Source organism: Bacillus sp. ISL-78, assembly GCF_018613455.1.
Lineage (GTDB): Bacteria > Bacillota > Bacilli > Bacillales > DSM-1321 > Peribacillus > Peribacillus frigoritolerans.
Window position 1 is genome coordinate 1 of the sequence record NZ_JAGGQC010000018.1, and the last position, 18,109, is coordinate 18,109.

The following is an 18,109-nucleotide window of genomic DNA, read 5'->3' on the forward strand; positions in this document are numbered from 1 at the left end:
ATGATACGTCTTTAAACACTTGCCAGAGCTCAGGAAAGACCACATCCACCCAGCGATTAATTTGGTTGATGGAGCTAACATGACGTTTAACGATCACATCTCGGTTAGCCATAAGAACACGAAGTTTTTCAAATGATTCTGAAGTGGAGCGAACGAAGGCATAGTAGCCATTCTTCACCATATCAGCGATGACAAGGGCATCCTTTTTATCACTTTTGGATTGCGTATTATCACGATTTTCTTTGTTTCTTTTGACATGGTGAGGATTGACCGTGACGACATCCATGTTTTGTTTGACTAGCCACTTTGAAAGGTTTATCCAATAATGACCGGTAGGTTCCATTCCGACTATCGTTGTGTCTAGATTTTTCATATGTTTTAGTTCCTTGATCCAGTTTAGTAATTTAGTAAAACCCTCTTCGTTATTTTCAAAAGACAAAGGTTTCCCGACCACAATGCCCCGAAAGTTTACAGCTCGGGCCACGTGTACGTGTTGGGCAATATCTACACCAACAATTAGATGTTGATCCGTAATTCTCTCAATTAGTTGATTTTGTTTGTTTTGCATTTTAAAATTCATAGTAGGGCTTCCTCCTTAAGACTCTGAGTTAGATTGGACTCTATACTCGTATCTTACTGAGGGGCTCTATTTTTTTCAAACCTGATATTTAACGATCTACAGGAATGCTAACAGTCTTATGGAACTAACGGGGCAGGTTAGTTGTACAACCGCCCCTTTTAAGCATCGTAATAATAAAATGTATGGAACAATACGGCAGCTAGTGCTGCAATTTCTTCCGTTGTTGATTCAATCTTAATGGTATCAACCATTGAAATCTTAGTGGAGAGAGGCATAGAAACACTTGCAATTCGTTTATTGTTACATTTTAAGTGACCTGTACCTGTATAATCTTTTTCAAAATAATAGTCTTGATTGGCAATTTTAAACGAATACGCTTTTTCAATCAATTGAACTTTATGTCGTGCAATCGGTATTGTCTGCGAGGATAAATGGTCAGTTATTTTATATCGAATGCCAGGAAACGCACAATCTATGCTATAAAGGGGTTTCCCGTAAGCATTGGTTATTTTATAAGAATAAGGTAAACCAAAACGAATTGTCGCATTGACGATACTGGCAAGGAATTTATGTCGTTCTTTTTGCATCAAAAAAATGGTTTTACCCTGTTCGTCTATTATTGGTAATTTGGTTGAAATAAGCACCGATTCAGGTACTTGATAAGTAAGAGGTTGCACCTTATTCCTCCTTTACCATTGATTGTTTAAGGGTTTGCGTTAATTCTAATACTAATCCTTATCCATATACAAATATAATTTTTCTTGAAGAATAAGGTTAGAGTTCATGCTAAGATTCTCTGTAAAGAGAGGTGTTTTTTTTGAACATACAGAAGTGTGAATCTTGCGAAAATCAATTTACATGGAGAGAAGTGGAAAGGACCACTACAGCTGGTTTTGGTTATCAGTCACTTATATGCAAGAAATGCGGAACTAAACATGAAGTTACTAAGATGACCAGAATCATAGTTGCATTGTTGGTACCAATATTCATATTCATTCTTAACTCCAGTAATCTTCTCCCTTTTTATATTCCTTTTTATGTAGGATTGCCGATCATACTAGTTTTATTTTTTGCCGTCATGCTTAGCTTCCCTTATTTCGCAAAATATAAAGCTGTTCAAAACCGTAAATAAATTACAACTTTCTTCAACTAACGGGTGCGTTAGCTGAAGATCGGAGCTGTTTTTAAGGCAGTTTTTCTTATGGAACTAAAGGGGCAGGATAGTTCCATAAGGAATACTGTTAAGGGACATTAAGTTTAAAACATAATAAAGTTGTTTAAACGTCAGTCATGTTTTTCCATTATGGGCCAAATTATGGAGGATTGTATTTAATGAGGTAGGATTGTTTAAGATCTACTATATTTTTTAAAGTATCTCTATCTATTTAGAGATGCTTTTTTATTCATTAAATGAGAAGAGGATATTAGTTAAACGATACAAATATATCAAAATAAAATAACTATTTATTGCAAAACAATAAATGGTTGTTTTATAATAATAATAAATTAATTAAGTGGGTGCTTCTTTATGGGCTGATGCCTATCTAAAATAAAGGATGGCACCATTTCGTTAAAGAGACAGAGTAATTGAATAATTCAATGTGAAAGGAGTGTTTTTTTGGGGTTAACTTCGATTTTAATTGGACTTTTTGGAGCTATATTAGTTATTATCTTCGTTTTTCCATTACTAATGGTTAGAAAATATGGGAAAGGTTCATCTCCTTATAAGTGGTCTTATTGTATATTCGGTCTATTAATTATCAATTGGATATTATACATTACAGGTTTTTATACATTGCTTCCTGTTAATGTTGCAGACTTAATTTTTATCCCAATATGGTTTATTGTTTGTGCTTTAGGTGCCTTATTTACAATATTTGAGTTTAAGAACAACAAAGCATTTGCGGTTCCCCTTGCTGGTTTTACTTTTATTAGCTTTGTTTTCGCTTTATTCATAATCGGTATATCACAGATGTAACGGTGAAGTAAGTGTTCAACAAGAGGGCGCGATTCTTTAATAAGAATCGCTTTTCTTAATGAACTAACGGGTGCTTTACTTCATTACCAGGAGCTGATCAGCAGTTCCTTTTCTTATGCAACTATAGGGGCAGGTTAGTTGAAGAAGGATTTTCATTTTCCTTTGCAGAAGGTAAGTAATGTATGTGCATTTCCTTATGAAAGAAGGTTGTATTATGGAGTTTTATCCTTCTGAAATTGATTTCATTTCTCTATTTGAATGTATTCCAGTAAAGAAAGATGATGATGAACTGTTCGAATATAATGAATCAACCTTCAGGTTCAAGGTTAAAAAGTATAAATATGAGGTTATCGTTTGCCCGTTTTATAATCAATTTGGGTTATTAGTACAAGAGGGAAGTATGGTTATTGGAAGATATACCTTTCAAACGGTAAGTAAAATCGAAATACTTACCGATAAAGAGGATGAATCTTCTATACGGTTATTTTTAGATGATGATAGAGAAAGGTTTTTAATGATTGTAGAAATTACCTTCAAACCGAACTTTAAGATTAAAATAAAAGAAACGTTTGCTTGATTACATTTAAGAACTGGCTGCCCAAACCGGTAGCCTTTTTATTGAACTATGGACCAGTATTCCTGTAATGAATGTTTTTAATGAACAAACGGGGCAGTTTAGTTCCATAAGAGAAGGAACGCTTGATCTATTTATTCAAGATATTGGTATGGCTTATATATTTTTTATAGTGGAGGTGTTGTGTTATGAAAAAGTATGAAAAAATGTTAATTGCGATTAAGGATGCGGATTTTAATTGTTTTGCTAATAAGGGAGATTGGCTTTATATTGCGAATAATAAGGATACAAAAAAGGGGCTATTTAGATTACCTAACTATATATATTACTTTGTGTCTATAGATGATGAGCGTATGCCTTCTGAAATTGGAGTAGTAAAAAAAATTAATGGTCATATCACTGCATGGCTGTAACTTGGTTTGAAAAAGTCTTACCTAAAAAAGAAAAAGAATTAAGAGTACATAAAAAGTTCTTCACGGGTCTATCAAAAGAAGAGAAAAAAGAATTGTTTGAAATCTAACACTGAACAATTAACTAAGGGTGGCATTAGCTTAAGATCGGGGCTGACTTTAAGGTAGGTTAGTTGAAGTAATATCGAGAAGAACTAATTCACTACTCAAGAATGAAGGAGTTTTCTATAAATGGGTGGGGAGAATATGATTGATAAAATCAGAAGGTTGTTTAAAAAGGAAGAACTGAATGAGGTTGATGAAGAAAGGTATGCTTTTGTTCCAGTAAACGAAGAGTTAAAAAGAAATATAATTAAATTAGAAATGGTAGGAGAAGAATTAGGTAAAGTTCTTCAAAGAAAATATGCAAGTAAATTCGAAAGCAAAGGAAAACAGAATCTAAGGATTTGGATATGCAGGGACATTGATGGTGATGAAATAACTGACATTACTTCTCAAAAATGCTTAGAACTAGAGTATCGTTCTCAAATAGCGATAGATTATGATGGTCCACAATACGATGAGGATTTTTATGCAGACACAATTGAGTTATGGCATTTTAGTGATGTTATTAAAGGTAAAGCTTATGGAACAATATACAATTTAACAAAATGTAATTTAGAAACTGAAATTGAAGCTACTTTAATAAAGTTACTTAAATAAATTATGCAGTTTGTTAGACAAAGGGGTGATTTGGTTGAAGAGTTCTCCGAAGGTAAGGGAACTATTGCTTGACGAAGAAATAAATGAACAGGAGTTTGTTGGTATAATCAATGGCATTTATAAGCAAGACTGTTATATCTATGCCGTTATTCCTGAATGGGAAGAAGAACTATTTAACGAACTTTCAAATGATTTTATTATGATTAATAAATTTCCGTTCCCTCTAACTCGCATTTTTCCAAGGACAATTGGGTTTTTAGGATATGTAAAGGATAGGGTTCTGGTGCAAAAACTACTCACTAGAAACATAGAGTATCAATTTCCTTAAATGGCTAACTTATGAAGCTAATCCAAACAATTGATGGATAAATTCTTTTTGGTTTTGGGCAGACTTCACCCCTTGATGAATCTGCTTCTTTTTAATCATATGCATGGCTTCTATGCCACTCAGTATGAAAGTAGCTGTACGAAATGATTTCAATCCTAACATCGAACGAACTCGCTTCTTTATAAAACGATGATCCTGTTCTACCATATTATTGAGATATTTCACTTGCCTTATTTGTATGCCTTCAGGCATACATTTCTCTTCTTTTAACTCTTGAATCGCTACAGGATAGGCAAGGTTTTTGTCCACTGTTATGACACGGGGTTTACAAACATGAGAAGCAGCCAAGGCTTTTTTGAAAAAGCGCTTGGCTGCTTGTTTATCTCTTGATTCACTTAGATAAAAATCAATGGTATTCCCTTCTGAATCGACTGCACGATATAAATACATCCATTGACCTTTTACTTTGATATACGTTTCATCGACCCTCCAAGAGTCATTTGTTTGCTTGAGATGACGACGGATTCTCTTATCCAACTCAGGTCCATATTGATGAACCCAACGCATAATCGTTGTATGAGCCATGGATAAGCCACGCTCCTCCATCATTTCCACCAAATCACGAAAACTTAAGTTGTACCGTAGGTACCATCTCACTGTTAACAAAATAATGTCAGGCTGATAGTGCTTCCACTTAAATAAATGTTCATTCGTCATACTGATCATTCTCCTTTTTTTAGAGTAATAGTATCAGTATGTCCAAGATTTATAGATTACTGGCAATTGTCATGAAATTTTTGCACCAGAACCAAATTAAGTTATTAACGTCGATTGTCGACTACCTATTAAAAATAAAAGTCAATCCTTGAGTGATCCTTTAATTCGTGGAAATACTGCTTCATTATGGGAATTCAATATTGATTTCGATTTCTCAATCTCTCCTAATGAAAGATACTTTACAATTTCCTTGTGTTCCTTTAATGAATTTTTGACCACATCATCTTCTCCCATTAAAGAGAATGTTTGTAATGAGATTAACGGAGATCCTAATCTAGAATATATATTCTGAAAAGTCTCACTCCCGCTAGCCAAAATTAACTGAAAATGAAATTCAAAATTCAGTTGTGCATACTCCCTTATTTCAACTTCTTTTTTTTCCATCTCAGAAATGATCTCACTCATCTTCTGAGTACAATTTTCTCTTGCCTTTAAAGTTAATTTATCAATGGATATTTGTTCTAAGAAGTTTCTGATTTTTAATATATCAGACATCTCATCTCGTGAAAAGCCTCTAACTGTCGTTCCCTTTCTTGGGATTTTTTTCACAATTCCTTCTAATGATAAAAGATAGAATGCCTCTCGTACTGGAGCTCTACTAGTACCAAAAAGCTGAGAATACTCTGCTTCTACCAATTTATCTCCAACCCCAATTTTTCCTTTCATGATATCTTCTAGTATACTTTCCTTTATTAATTTGGGAAGAGCATTATCAAATGTTCTCTTTTCAGCCATACAATCAAACTCCTCTAAAATATTTAGTTTATTTTCATATTTTCCAGATTTCTTATTTATTATTATTTTAATGTATATTATAACTCAATTGTATAATTATCCGAAACCTTAAATTAAATTTCCATGAACAAATTTGTCAATAAAAGTACTAAATAAGGCGTACGGCTAAAAAAAGTGATTGACAGAAAATTTTAATTTATTTAATATTACATCAACGGAATGATGTCGACAATCAACCTTACGCAAATATTTTTCGGAATATTATGTTATTTTCTCTAAGAATTTAGGATTTCTGTTAAATCAAGGAGGTAAAAGAAATGAAACCACTTCAAGGCTTAAAGGTACTAGATTTATCACGCATATTGAGCGGTCCTTATTGTACGATGATTCTTGCTGATATGGGAGCTGACGTTATTAAAATTGAAGCACCACAAGGAGATGATACCCGTACCTGGGGTCCCCCTTTTATTGGAACTGAAAGTTGTTATTTTCTTAGTGTGAACCGAAATAAAAAAAGCTTGGTACTAAACCTAAAAACTTCGGAAGGAAAAGCAATTTTTTTAGACCTTGTGAAGTCAGCCGACATTGTAGTAGAAAACTTTCGTCCAGGTACAATAGATAAATTAGGGATTAGTTATAATGTGATGAAGGAGATTAACGAGAAAATTATCCTTGCATCTATTTCCGGTTTCGGACAGACAGGACCTTATGCTAAACGCCCTGGGTATGATGTAATTGCTCAAGGAATGGGGGGACTGATGAGTGTTACCGGCGAACCCGACGGTACTCCTATGAAAGCTGGTTTTTCTTTTGCTGATTTAGGATCTGGGATGTGGGCATTAATCGGTATACTGATGGCATTGCAAGCAAGGAATCGTACCGGAAAAGGACAATGGGTTGATGCATCTCTTTTAGATACAATGATTTCCTGGCAAACTTATTTAGCAACTGGTTTCTTTGCAACTGGAATAAATCCACAACCTATGGGGAGTGCCCATCCTAGCATTTGTCCCTATCAAGTTTTTCAAGCAAACGATGGCTACTTTAATGTTGGTGTTGGTAATGAAACTCACTGGAAAAAGTTTTGTCAAATTTTGAAGTTAAATATAGCTAATGAGCCCCGTTTTTCAACAAATTCAAAGCGAGTAGAGAACCGTGATCAATTGATTCCAATTCTAGAAAATCGCTTTAAGGAAGAATCATTTAAATATTGGGTTGAAATTCTAGATGCTGTCGGCATCCCTGCCGGCCCTGTGTATCAACTGTCTGATTTATATGCTGACCCCCATGTATCAGAACGAGAAATGTTACTTTCGCTACAGCATCCAACACTTGGCGAGATTAAACAAGTGGGCATACCTATTAAGCTTTCTGATACGCCAGGAGAGTTAAAAACTCCACCTCCTTTATTAGGAGAACATTCCAATGAAATTTTACAAGAGCTTGGATATAATGAAGAGGATATTATTAAACTTTATAATAATGGAGTTTCTGGTGGGAAAAATCCAATTTTTCAAAATTCAAAAAAATAAATTGTTATGATGGTCGATAATTGTACTATTTTTAAAATAATAGAAAATATCTAACTTTGACTCTTTAAATACGTTTACCACAATTCAATTTTTTTAAAATGGAACAAATTCTCAATATAAAAGATGAAGTAGGTTAAAGATCTTTTTGATAAATATTCCGTGATAAATTATTTGACTTTTCAGAAAAATGTTTATATGATTAAACGGTCGACAATCCACCAAGAAGGAGTTGTTAATGGATACCCCTCAATTTTTAAAATTGTTATATCTCTAAAATAATAACAATTATTATTTAATCTATAGGTCGATTGTCGACCTATGGGCAGAACAAAAGTTATGTATAAGTAATAACTGGATTATAATCTATATAAAAAAGGGGGATTTACATTAGAAAAACATATACAAAAGAATAAATAATTCGTTATAGTGAAAGCGTTGTCAAAAGTTGAAAGCGTTGTCACAAGGGAAATATAGCAGCTGTAAGTACTTTAATCATTTCTTTTATAAAAAAAATTTTTCTAAAGATTTTTTTCATGAAAGATTGGCTTAAGACATTTCAACAAATATTAAGCGAAATAAGCGGAAACAATAAAAGTTCTATTTTTAGAAACCAACAAATATTAAGTTTTTTCTAAATTAAGCATTTAAATATATGGGGCTTTTTATAGGATTTTCGAAATCACTTATGTAAACAATCAATATTTTGAGGGTGTTAGTGTTAGGTAATCCAAATAAGGAAGGAGCGTTTATTTTGTCGATAAAACCTCCAAAACAAATCGAACATATTGGGATCGCAGTGACGGACTTAAATCAATCAGTTGAATTTTATACCAATTTCCTTGGATTTAAATTGTTAGGTTTCGAACATATAGAAAGTGAAAAAGTCAGGGTGGCTTTTTTGGAAATAGGAGAAACCCGATTGGAGCTTTTAGAGGCAACAAGTTCAGATAGTCCGATAAACCATTTTATAGAAAAAAGAGGGGAAGGAATCCACCATATCGCTTTTCAAGTGGATAATGTAGTGGAGCGTTTAAACTTCTTGAAAGAACAAGGAATTAAGTTAATTCATGAGATACCAAAAGAAGGAGCACACGGTAATTTAGTTGCCTTCCTGAACCCTAAATCTACCAATGGAGTACTATTAGAATTTTGTCAACCTCGGTTAACAGATAATGAGGAAAATCATTGACAGTTAATATGAATATATCGAAGGAGGAACTTTATTATGAAATTGTATTACGATAATGATGGGGATTTAAAATTCTTGCAAGGAAAAACAGTAGCGATAATAGGGTATGGTTCACAAGGTCATGCGCAAGCTCAAAATCTTCGTGATTCGGGCGTTAAAGTTATTGTGGCTGGACGTCCAGGAAAATCATTGACACAAGCTGGACAAGACGGGTTTAAGGTGATGACAGTTGCCGAAGCTACACAAGTTAGTGATATTATCCAGATTCTTATTCCGGATGAGTGTCAGGCGACAGTGTATCAAGACGAAGTTGCACCGTATCTTCGTGCTGGACAAATGCTACTTTTCTCACATGGATTTAACATCCATTTTGGACAGATTAATTCGCCACAGGATATTGATGTTGCACTGGTTGCCCCTAAGAGCCCTGGGCATCTTCTTCGTCGAGTATATACACAATCTGCAGGAGTGCCTGGATTAATTGCAATCCATCAAGACGCAACCGGAGAAGCAGAGGATATTGTACTTGCTTACGCTAAAGCCATTGGTTGTACTCGTGCAGGTGTATTTAAGACTACTTTTCGTGAAGAAACAGAAACCGATATTTTTGGTGAACAGGCTGTTCTTTGCGGGGGGGTCACAGCACTGGTGAAAGCCGGTTTCGAAACCTTGGTTGAAGCAGGCTACAGCCCAGAAATTGCATATTTTGAGTGTCTTCATGAATTAAAACTAATTGTTGACCTCATAAATGAGGGTGGCATGGCAAGAATGCGTTATTCGGTGTCTGACACAGCAGAATTTGGTGACTATCTTGCTGGCCCTCGTATTGTTACTCAAGCAACAAAGAAAGAAATGAGGAAAGTATTAGAAGAAATCCAACGTGGTGAATTTGCAAAGAAATGGATTCTTGAAAACCAGGCTGGAAGACCTTTTTATAATGCGATTAAAAAGTTAGAAGCTGAACACCCTATTGAACAAGTAGGTAAAGAATTACGTAAAATGATGAGTTGGATAAAGGAAGAGCCCAAAATGATGGGGACTAATTCATAATTCGGGGCTGTAAAGGAATAAAATTCGATTTAACATAAAAATTAAATGAATGAGTCGACACTGCTCGCAAAGCAAATTACCAATATATAAAGAAAACGAGAAACAGGGCTACGATGAACGGGTAGATCAGTAGAATTTGCAACAAATTTTCCCGACCGTACAGAATTATTTGACAGTATGACTGCTATAGAATTGAGGTGGAGTTTATTGTTTGATAAGAATTTTTTAGGGATTGATTGGGATCTTTTGGAGAGGTCCAGTCCGTATGAAGTTAGGTTCGTATAATCAAAATAATTATGAGCTCCTGGCGCGGGTTCTCAAGCCGGGATGGCCGATTGCAACGCCAGCATCTGTATTATGTAGCAGATCTGTATGCGAGCAGGTCACTGTCTTCGAAACATGGCTTTGCCTGACCTTAAGCGCATTTACTAAACCTAGGAGGAGTATTCTATGAGCATAGAAATCGGAGCTATTATTGTACTTTTACTCATGTTTATCATTGGAGCTATTCTTCCAATAAACATCGGCATTATTGGTTTTGTTGCTGCTTTTATCATGGGTGTGGTAGTCAGCGGGCTGAGCGTTGACGACATCTTTAGTGCCTTTCCTGCAGATCTATTCATCCTACTTGCAGGAGTCACATTCTTATTCGCTATTGTCCAAAAAAATGGAACTATCGACTTGATTAGTAGATGGGGACTCCTTTTGGTTAGAGGTAACATCGGTATGATACCATGGGTTATGTTCGCACTGGCTGCTATATTGACAAGCATCGGCACATCGGCAATCGCTGTTGCTTCCATCTTAATTCCAATTGCATTACGAATAGCTTCCCAATACAAAATCAATCCTCTGATGACGGGCTTAATGCTCCTTATAGGTGGGACTGCGGGAGCCTTCTCACCACTTAATCTTTTTGGTGTGATTGTAAACGGTATGATGGATTCCCAAAAACTACCGAATTCACCAGGTTTGCTTTTCTTAAACAACTTTCTCTATTGTTTAATCGTTGCGATAATTATATTCATTATTTTTGGCGGGCTTCGTTCAATTATTAAGAAAAATTCTGTCAAAATGTATACAGCGGCTACAGCAGAAACTATCGATATAGATGTAAATGAAGAGGAAAGCCCAGAAAAATTAGAGAATCGTTTGACTTGGTATAAAGGCTTCACACTCCTTGGAATAGCTCTTCTAATCGTACTAGCTCTCGGATACAAAATGAACATGGGATTTGCCGCGTTCGGGGTCGGATTGGCACTATCCTTAATCGCTCCAAAAAGGCAAGAAGGCGTCCTGCAGAGTATGCCTTGGCCGGTAATCCTTATGGTATCAGGGATTGTAACATATGTAGGAGTACTAGAACAAATCGGAGCAATCGAATATATGACCCAGCTAATAGCTGGCATGAATAATTCTGTAATGGCAGCTCTTACAGCATCTTATGTTGGGGGAATTATCTCATCTTTTGCCTCAACAACAGGTTTCTTGGCGGCCATTATTCCGCTCGCCATTCCAATCCTACAGGATCCAACCGTTTCATCCATAGGAGTCATCTCATCCATCTCGATTGCATCGAGCATAGTGGATATAAGCCCCTTCTCGACAAATGGGGCCATATTGCTCGCAAATGCTCAAGGTATGAAACAAAATGAATTTTTTAGAAAACTCTTAATTGCATCCGCATGCTTTGTTGCTATCGGACCCGGACTCGCTTGGCTCATATTCGTGGTAATTGGAACACCATGGTAACTGGGGAAAAATACACAGCGGGTGCGATAATTAGGGTAGGGGTGACAAAAGCCAACACATTCAAGCTGTTGATTTCATTCAGAATGAATCATGTGTGAAGATGGCCAATTTTTAAGGATAGAAGGGATATTCTTCTATTTCGTAGGGAATGGTTCGAAAAGAACTTTATTGAATTAGCGAGTAAAAGGAAGAATAAAAACTTGTATTAAAATCCTAAAAACCTTTTAAATTGGCACTTAAAAAGCCCAAATAGGACGTGTTAAAAGATGATTAAACGTGAGCTTTCTACACATAAATGGTTAAAAACGGAATTAGTAACAAGTCCTTCTTATGGAATTGTAGAAGAAGTACTTATAAAGCCAGATCAAAGAGTATATGAATGGGATCCATTATTTAATATTAGAAATGAAAATGGAATTTTGGAACAAATAGCAGTCGGTACTAGTGGTGTCCTGAAAACAATTAATGTAGAAAAAAGAGATTTAGTCTCTCCTGGTACACTTTTAGCTCAAATTAAAACCGACAATTTTATTACAGGAAGTGACCAATGAAAACTAGTTATTCTATAAACAAACGAAAAAAGTTGAGAGTTTGCAATCAATCTACTCGTTTATAATCAAATTTAAGTTTTATGGTTATTCCTCTTATTGCAGATTTTTATCAAAGTCTAGGAGACTTTGATTTAGAAAAACCATTATTATATTAAAAAAATTTTCATGGTATTTAGTTTTATGTTTTCCTAGATTAAGAAAAATTATGATGGTTTTTGAACAGAAGACACCTATCTTCCATTACAAAGGATTTCTTAAGGTTTTTATTAAATTCAAAATTTATGTGCAAGTGACAAGAAAAGTTAAACGAATGAAATACTTTATAATGGTTTATAGATTTTTTACGAAAGGGAGGAGTAAAATGGGGATTCAAGAAATGACAACCCAGCGTTTTCCTAAAGTTACGCTAGATGAATGGGCTAAGGTAGCAGAAATCTCTTTAAAAGGAAAGTCACTGAAGGATCTTCATACAAAGACATATGAGAATATTACATTAAAACCTTTATACGGGCCGCATGAGGAAGCAAGTGCCCGGGCTGAACAGTATCCGGGGGTTCCTGATTATACGAGGGGGTTTTTAAAAGGGGGATATATAGAACAACCCTGGAAGAATGCACAATCATTAGTAGCAGAATCGGTTCCTCAATTACAAGAAAAATTTTCGTATGCGCTGCAGTCTGGTCAAAATGCTCTGTCATTTGATGTAGAGGAAATGCCAGGTATGACGTTTACTCAGTTTTCAGAAATGATATCTGCTTTTCCAACAGACACGTATCCACTCTATATAAACACCAAAGATCATTTTCTAGCAATAGCATCTTTTTTATTAAAAATAGAAGCGAACAAGGTAAGCGGTGCGGTAGGAACGGATCTCATATCCCTGTATGCAGGAAAAGGTTTGGTGCCCGGTAAGCAAGCTCTTACTCTGCAATATGAAGCTATTGAACAGTTAAATGAGACCTTTCCAAAGCTTAGAACCATTAGAATCGATACGGTGCCTTATCATGAAGCGGGCGCTAATGCGTTTCAGGAAATTGCCATAGCATTAGCAGAAGCGGTATTTTACGTAGAATTACTGAAAGAGAAAGGTTGGTCTCCGTCGGAAGTAGCTGAAAAAATTCATTTTCACTTCGCTATAGGTTCTCAATTTTTTATAGAAACTGCTAAGCTGAGAGCTTTTCGTAAAGCATGGACAGTTTTATGTAATTCATATGGGATTATTGGAGAATCAGTTAAAGTTCCTATTAGTGCGGAAACGTCGACAGTTACTTTATCAAAGCTCGACCGACACGTGAACATTCTCCGAACTGGCAGTGAAGCTTTTTCCGCTCTCGTAGGGGGAGTAGAGTATTTACAGGTGTCACCATTTGACAAAGTTACTGGGAATGTGTCGACGCAGAGTGAACGAATTGCAAAAAATATTCCTCTCATTTTAAAACATGAATCCCATATCGGAAAAGTAGTGGATCCCTGCGGTGGATCATATTTTATTGAAACATTGACAGAGGAACTTAGCCATTCAGCGTGGCGGAAATTCATACAAATAGAAGAAGACGGTGGGATCATTGCTGTGCTCGAATTAGGCACACTACAAAAAGACTTAGCCGCTGTAATGGAAAAAAGGAACCATGACTTAGCTGTTCGTAAAAAATCAATGATTGGTACAAATATTTACGCTGATCTCGGAGAACGTGTGCCAAAGACTAAGAAAAAAATGAACAAAGTGTTAGCGGAAGCGGAAGCTTCTTCTTTCCACGACCTTATAAGAACTATCAACAAAGGAACAACACTTGCTGAACTCCATGTTAAAAATAATGGTAGACAAGTCATTCCTATCAAAGGACAACGCTTAGCTGAACCTTTTGAATTGTTGAGAGAAAGAGCAGAAAAAATCCAGGCATCCGGAAATTCATTAGAAGTAGGTCTCATTTGTTTAGGAAGACTCAAAGAATATAAACCAAGAGCTGATTTTGTAACAGGTGTGCTGTCAACAGGCGGTATTTCTGCCAAGTGGAGTGGAGTATGTCAATCGGTCGAGGAAGCGGTGAAATTTGTAAAGGAAAGCGACCTGTCTTATTACTGCATTTGTGGCAAAGATGAAACATATGAACAGTTCGGTCCGCAGATCGTGGGAAAATTAAAGCAGGCTGGTGTAAATTTACAAATTGATCTTGCAGGCAGGCTTTCTGATGAGGCAGAAATGGAATGGAAGAAGTCAGGTGTAAAGGGGTACATCTATGCGGGACAGAATGTGTTGAAGAAATTAACAGCTTTGCTTAAATTTTTGGAGGGAGATTCGACATATGAGTAAACCGGATTTTAAACAGTTCACTCCAGCAGGCAAGTCAGATCATCCGTCTTTTGAAGAGTGGAAAGCTGAATTGGAACAAGAAGTGAAGCAATCTTATGAAGAACTTTCCTTTGTAACGAATGAACAGATTACATTGCAGCCTCTATACACGAAAGAAGATTTGAAAGACTTTAAGCACTTACACGATTTTCCTGGTGTTGCTCCTTACACGCGTGGTCCTTACCCGACAATGTATGTCAACAAGCCATGGACAGTCCGCCAGTATGCAGGCTTTTCTACAGCAGAAGAAAGCAATTCCTTTTACCGTCGTAATTTGGCGATGGGGCAGAAAGGGTTATCTGTCGCATTTGACTTACCGACTCACCGAGGCTATGATTCCGATCATCCTCGCGTTGTCGGCGATGTAGGGAAAGCGGGCGTAGCAATTGATTCAGTGGAAGATACGAAAATTTTGTTCGACGGCATTCCGCTTGACCAAATGTCCGTGTCGATGACGATGAACGGTGCCGTTCTTCCTGTTATGGCCTATTATATTGTTACCGCAGAAGAGCAAGGCGTGCCGCAGGAAAAGCTGTCAGGCACGATTCAAAATGATATTTTAAAAGAATACATGGTGCGCAACACGTATATTTATCCGCCAGACATCTCGATGCGGGTAATTGCTGATATTTTTGAATATACATCCAAACATATGCCGAAATTCAACAGTATCAGTATTTCTGGCTACCATTTGCAGGAAGCAGGAGCGCCGGCAGATATTGAGCTTGCGTACACGCTCGCGGATGGGGTGGAATACGTGCGAACTGGATTAAAAGCAGGCATTGACATTGATTCATTTGCTCCGCGACTTTCATTTTTCTGGGCTATCGGCATGAACTATTTTATGGAAGTGGCGAAAATGAGAGCTGCCCGCAGGATTTGGGCGCAGCTGATGGAGCCGTTCAAGCCGAAAAATGCGAAATCAATGGCGCTAAGAACACATTCGCAGACGTCAGGCTGGAGCTTGACAGAGCAGGATCCGTTTAATAATGTGACGCGGACGCTAATTGAAGCTCACGCTGCGGCGATGGGGCATACACAATCGCTCCATACGAATGCATTGGATGAAGCGATTGCACTGCCGACTGATTTCTCTGCCCGGATTGCCCGAAACACACAGCTGTATTTGCAGGAAGAAACGGGAATTACAAACGTCATTGACCCGTGGGCTGGTTCTTATTATGTGGAGTCGCTGACAAATGAACTTATGGAAAGAGCGTGGCAGCATATAGAAGAAGTAGAACAGCTTGGTGGCATGACTAAAGCGATTGAAACAGGGCTTCCAAAAATGCGGATTGAAGAAGCGGCAGCGAGACGCCAGGCGCAAATTGACTCCGGAAAAGAAACGATTATCGGGGTTAACCGCTATCGGTTGGAGGAAGAAGATCCAATTGACATTCTCGATATCGATAATACAACTGTGCGTCTGAAGCAAATTGAGCGACTGCAGCGGGTGAAAAAAACACGAGATGAGGCAAAAGTGAACGAAGCACTAAAAGCCATTACAAAATCAGCAGAAACAGGGGAAGGCAATTTGCTGGAACTCGCAATCAATGCGGCAAGAGTAAGAGCTACACTCGGGGAAATTTCAGACGCAATTGAAGAGGTGAGCGGAAGACATAAGGCGGTTATCCGATCTATAAGCGGTGTGTACAGCTCTCATTTTTCTGATGAAGACCACATAGCAGAAGTGAAGCGAATGACAGAGGAATTCTATGAAAAGGAAGGCCGTAGGCCGCGTCTACTTGTCGCCAAAATGGGGCAGGACGGTCATGATCGCGGAGCAAAAGTTGTCGCCACTGCCTATGCGGATTTAGGATTTGACGTTGATATTGGCCCACTATTCCAAACGCCGGAAGAAACCGCTTTACAAGCAATTGAAAATGATGTCCATGCGGTTGGCTTCAGCTCGCTTGCTGCCGGTCATAAAACGCTACTACCAGCATTGGTTAACGAGTTGAAAAAGCTTGGCCGCGAAGATATTATCGTTTTTATCGGTGGCGTTATTCCGGCTCAGGACTACGAATTCCTCCGTAATAACGGGGCAACGGCTATTTTCGGTCCAGGCACAGTGATCCCGGTTTCTGCTCAAAAAGTCCTGGAAGAAATATACCGTAACCTCGGCTACGAGGAGTAGATGAATAATGGATAATAAAAAGCATTCAAACAAGGAGGGAAACAGCGAGTCAGCTCTTCGAGTTATGAAAGGTGTGGCTTCTTCCCACGACGGATTTGTTTTTTCCAAAATGAAACGATTTCAAAAAAAAGTGGATATTCTGCCTGATGTAAAAGAACTGGCGGAAAGAGTGATCGCTGGAGAACGGAAAGACTTGGCCAAAGCCATTACCTTTATTGAAAGCCAGTCAAGAAGCCATTATCAATACGGTCAGGAGCTGCTGCAGTGCCTTCTGCCTAGCACAGGAAAATCGATCCGCATCGGTATTACAGGTGTACCTGGAGCGGGAAAAAGCACGTTCATTGAAGCATTTGGTCATATGCTGTGCGACAGCGGTTTAAAAACGGCTGTACTCGCAATTGATCCGAGCTCTTCGATTTCTGGAGGTAGCATTCTCGGCGACAAAACGAGAATGGAGCTTTTAGCGAAGCACCCGAGCGCGTTTATTCGGCCGTCACCATCAAGCGGTACGCTTGGCGGTGTTCACCAGAAAACGAAAGAAACGATGCTACTATGCGAAGCAGCTGGTTTTGATGTGATCCTTATTGAAACAATTGGCGTCGGTCAAAGTGAAATTATCGTCCGCAGCATGGTTGATTTCTTTCTGCTCATCATGCTGACAGGGGCAGGCGACGAGCTTCAAGGGATGAAAAAAGGAATCATGGAGCTTGCGGATGCGATTGTCGTCAATAAAGCAGATGGCGAAAATAAGCGGCTTGCCGAAAAAACGAAGCTTGAATTTAATCAAATTCTTCATATTCTGCAGCCGTCGACGAAAGGCTGGGAATCCAATGCCTATACGTGCTCTTCCATCAAGGGGGAAGGTATCCTTGAGCTGTGGGATGTGATTCAGGAATTTGAGAAGAAAATGAAGGACAGTGGCACGTTTGAAGAACGTCGCCGTCTGCAGACGAGAGAGTGGCTTCACGCACTCATTATGGAACAGTTAAAAATGAATTTTTATAACCATCCTTACGTTACCAGCCACTTGGCCGACATGGAAAAAAAAGCGATGGCTGGAGAAGTAACTCCGGCACAAGCGGCCGAGGATTTATATTCTCATGTCTATAATATTGGGGAAAATGATTAAAATTGAGCAAGGGGCGTATTACCTCCAATTCTTGAGGCTTTTATGATAAAGGAACATTGGGGTTACTAGGAGAAGCTGGTATGCGATTACCCAGACCGATTGGACAGACTTTAGGAGTTTTTGGGGGAATAATTATATGAGAGGCAGCTGTATCTGCCGGTATAGTAAGCCTCATTATGATTATTGTGGTAAGACGTCATAGCCTTGCTCCTTCAGAAGCACGGCCGCAACAGAAGAGTCGACTCCACCAGACATTCCGACTACTATACGTGTGCCTTTTGGTCCCTTTATCATATATTGACCTCATTTTAAAAAGTTTTGTTTGCTTACGAATA

The 18,109-nt window shown here is 37.8% G+C and carries 19 protein-coding genes and 1 pseudogene; 15 read left to right on the top strand and 5 right to left on the bottom strand.

The annotated features are described in order from the left end of the window. Together J7I96_RS17520 and J7I96_RS17525 are read right to left on the bottom strand one after the other, a co-directional pair. On the bottom strand, window positions 1-580 hold a 580-nt coding region (locus J7I96_RS17520), incomplete at its 3' end, for an IS110 family transposase (protein WP_215048096.1). A gap of 158 nt (window positions 581-738) precedes the next feature. After that, the gene (locus J7I96_RS17525) at window positions 739-1,257 is read right to left on the bottom strand and encodes a tubby C-terminal domain-like protein (RefSeq protein WP_214922375.1); all 519 of its coding nucleotides are present in this window, start codon (window positions 1,255-1,257) and stop codon (window positions 739-741) included. A gap of 140 nt (window positions 1,258-1,397) precedes the next feature. Here J7I96_RS17525 and J7I96_RS17530 point away from each other — a divergent pair, with 140 nt between their 5' ends. From J7I96_RS17530 to J7I96_RS17555, 6 genes are all read left to right on the top strand, one after another. Further along, window positions 1,398-1,712 carry a TIGR04104 family putative zinc finger protein gene (locus J7I96_RS17530; RefSeq protein ID WP_214922373.1) on the top strand — a complete coding sequence of 105 codons (315 nt, stop codon included), beginning with the start codon at window positions 1,398-1,400 and terminating at the stop codon, window positions 1,710-1,712. A 486-nt stretch (window positions 1,713-2,198) separates the two neighbouring features. Next, complete coding sequence (locus J7I96_RS17535) at window positions 2,199-2,558, top strand: DUF1129 domain-containing protein (protein WP_214922371.1); 360 nt, start codon at window positions 2,199-2,201, stop codon at window positions 2,556-2,558. 214 nt (window positions 2,559-2,772) lie between these two features. Then, window positions 2,773-3,135, top strand: a complete 363-nt coding sequence (locus J7I96_RS17540) for a hypothetical protein (protein ID WP_214922369.1) — start codon at window positions 2,773-2,775, stop codon at window positions 3,133-3,135. A 185-nt stretch (window positions 3,136-3,320) separates the two neighbouring features. Beyond that, the gene (locus J7I96_RS17545; protein WP_251029188.1) at window positions 3,321-3,545 is read left to right on the top strand and encodes a hypothetical protein; all 225 of its coding nucleotides are present in this window, start codon (window positions 3,321-3,323) and stop codon (window positions 3,543-3,545) included. Between the two features lie 228 nt (window positions 3,546-3,773). Continuing rightward, the gene (locus tag J7I96_RS17550) at window positions 3,774-4,244 is read left to right on the top strand and encodes a hypothetical protein (protein WP_251029189.1); all 471 of its coding nucleotides are present in this window, start codon (window positions 3,774-3,776) and stop codon (window positions 4,242-4,244) included. A gap of 34 nt (window positions 4,245-4,278) precedes the next feature. After that, on the top strand, window positions 4,279-4,572 hold the full coding sequence (locus J7I96_RS17555; RefSeq protein WP_214922367.1) for a hypothetical protein: 294 nt from the start codon (window positions 4,279-4,281) through the stop codon (window positions 4,570-4,572). A 9-nt stretch (window positions 4,573-4,581) separates the two neighbouring features. Here J7I96_RS17555 and J7I96_RS17560 read toward each other — a convergent pair whose 3' ends face one another. Both J7I96_RS17560 and J7I96_RS17565 read right to left on the bottom strand, forming a co-directional pair. Continuing rightward, window positions 4,582-5,289, bottom strand: a complete 708-nt coding sequence (locus J7I96_RS17560; protein WP_214922365.1) for an IS6 family transposase — start codon at window positions 5,287-5,289, stop codon at window positions 4,582-4,584. 141 nt (window positions 5,290-5,430) lie between these two features. After that, window positions 5,431-6,084: a GntR family transcriptional regulator gene (locus J7I96_RS17565; RefSeq protein WP_214922363.1), complete on the bottom strand. Its 654-nt coding sequence runs from the start codon at window positions 6,082-6,084 to the stop codon at window positions 5,431-5,433. A gap of 317 nt (window positions 6,085-6,401) precedes the next feature. Here J7I96_RS17565 and J7I96_RS17570 point away from each other — a divergent pair, with 317 nt between their 5' ends. The 9 genes from J7I96_RS17570 to J7I96_RS28080 all read left to right on the top strand — a co-directional run bounded on the left by J7I96_RS17570 (window position 6,402) and on the right by J7I96_RS28080 (window position 17,914). Further along, entirely contained in the window at window positions 6,402-7,616 is a 1,215-nt protein-coding gene (locus J7I96_RS17570; RefSeq protein WP_214922361.1) for a CaiB/BaiF CoA transferase family protein, read from the top strand. 757 nt (window positions 7,617-8,373) lie between these two features. Beyond that, window positions 8,374-8,805, top strand: coding sequence for a methylmalonyl-CoA epimerase (mce, locus tag J7I96_RS17575; protein WP_214922470.1), 432 nt, complete (start codon window positions 8,374-8,376; stop codon window positions 8,803-8,805). A gap of 36 nt (window positions 8,806-8,841) precedes the next feature. Continuing rightward, window positions 8,842-9,855, top strand: a complete 1,014-nt coding sequence (locus J7I96_RS17580) for a ketol-acid reductoisomerase (RefSeq protein ID WP_214922359.1) — start codon at window positions 8,842-8,844, stop codon at window positions 9,853-9,855. Window positions 9,856-10,305: 450 nt separating this feature from the next. Next, window positions 10,306-11,607: an SLC13 family permease gene (locus tag J7I96_RS17585; RefSeq protein ID WP_214922357.1), complete on the top strand. Its 1,302-nt coding sequence runs from the start codon at window positions 10,306-10,308 to the stop codon at window positions 11,605-11,607. A 266-nt stretch (window positions 11,608-11,873) separates the two neighbouring features. Beyond that, window positions 11,874-12,158, top strand: coding sequence for a biotin/lipoyl attachment domain-containing protein (locus J7I96_RS17590; protein ID WP_214922355.1), 285 nt, complete (start codon window positions 11,874-11,876; stop codon window positions 12,156-12,158). A 361-nt stretch (window positions 12,159-12,519) separates the two neighbouring features. Continuing rightward, window positions 12,520-14,469, top strand: a complete 1,950-nt coding sequence (locus tag J7I96_RS17595) for a methylmalonyl-CoA mutase family protein (protein ID WP_214922353.1) — start codon at window positions 12,520-12,522, stop codon at window positions 14,467-14,469. Continuing rightward, window positions 14,462-16,645 (top strand): methylmalonyl-CoA mutase, encoded by a 2,184-nt coding sequence (gene scpA / locus J7I96_RS17600; protein ID WP_214922351.1) that lies wholly within the window; start codon window positions 14,462-14,464, stop codon window positions 16,643-16,645. The genes J7I96_RS17595 and scpA overlap by 8 nt, the downstream gene beginning before the upstream one ends. Before the next feature lie 7 nt (window positions 16,646-16,652). Next, entirely contained in the window at window positions 16,653-17,774 is a 1,122-nt protein-coding gene (gene meaB / locus J7I96_RS17605) for a methylmalonyl Co-A mutase-associated GTPase MeaB (RefSeq protein ID WP_214922348.1), read from the top strand. Between the two features lie 80 nt (window positions 17,775-17,854). After that, complete coding sequence (locus J7I96_RS28080; protein WP_251029192.1) at window positions 17,855-17,914, top strand: spore germination protein; 60 nt, start codon at window positions 17,855-17,857, stop codon at window positions 17,912-17,914. A gap of 49 nt (window positions 17,915-17,963) precedes the next feature. On the opposite strand, the pseudogene J7I96_RS17615 reads toward J7I96_RS28080, so the two are convergent. After that, window positions 17,964-18,068: pseudogene (locus tag J7I96_RS17615) on the bottom strand (hypothetical protein); the annotation flags it as partial. Window positions 18,069-18,109: the final 41 nt, after the last annotated feature.

Bases quoted from the DNA above. Each gene is read 5' to 3' on its own strand.
- meaB (WP_214922348.1), top strand. From the start codon at position 16,653: ATGGATAATAAAAAGCATTCAAACAAGGAGGGAAACAGCGAGTCAGCT.
- J7I96_RS17565 (WP_214922363.1), bottom strand. From the start codon at position 6,084: ATGGCTGAAAAGAGAACATTTGATAATGCTCTTCCCAAATTAATAAAG.
- J7I96_RS17560 (WP_214922365.1), bottom strand. From the start codon at position 5,289: ATGACGAATGAACATTTATTTAAGTGGAAGCACTATCAGCCTGACATT.
- J7I96_RS17595 (WP_214922353.1), top strand. From the start codon at position 12,520: ATGGGGATTCAAGAAATGACAACCCAGCGTTTTCCTAAAGTTACGCTA.
- J7I96_RS17550 (WP_251029189.1), top strand. From the start codon at position 3,774: ATGGGTGGGGAGAATATGATTGATAAAATCAGAAGGTTGTTTAAAAAG.
- J7I96_RS17580 (WP_214922359.1), top strand. From the start codon at position 8,842: ATGAAATTGTATTACGATAATGATGGGGATTTAAAATTCTTGCAAGGA.
- J7I96_RS17545 (WP_251029188.1), top strand. From the start codon at position 3,321: ATGAAAAAGTATGAAAAAATGTTAATTGCGATTAAGGATGCGGATTTT.
- J7I96_RS17570 (WP_214922361.1), top strand. From the start codon at position 6,402: ATGAAACCACTTCAAGGCTTAAAGGTACTAGATTTATCACGCATATTG.
- J7I96_RS17540 (WP_214922369.1), top strand. From the start codon at position 2,773: ATGGAGTTTTATCCTTCTGAAATTGATTTCATTTCTCTATTTGAATGT.
- scpA (WP_214922351.1), top strand. From the start codon at position 14,462: ATGAGTAAACCGGATTTTAAACAGTTCACTCCAGCAGGCAAGTCAGAT.
- J7I96_RS17585 (WP_214922357.1), top strand. From the start codon at position 10,306: ATGAGCATAGAAATCGGAGCTATTATTGTACTTTTACTCATGTTTATC.
- J7I96_RS17590 (WP_214922355.1), top strand. From the start codon at position 11,874: ATGATTAAACGTGAGCTTTCTACACATAAATGGTTAAAAACGGAATTA.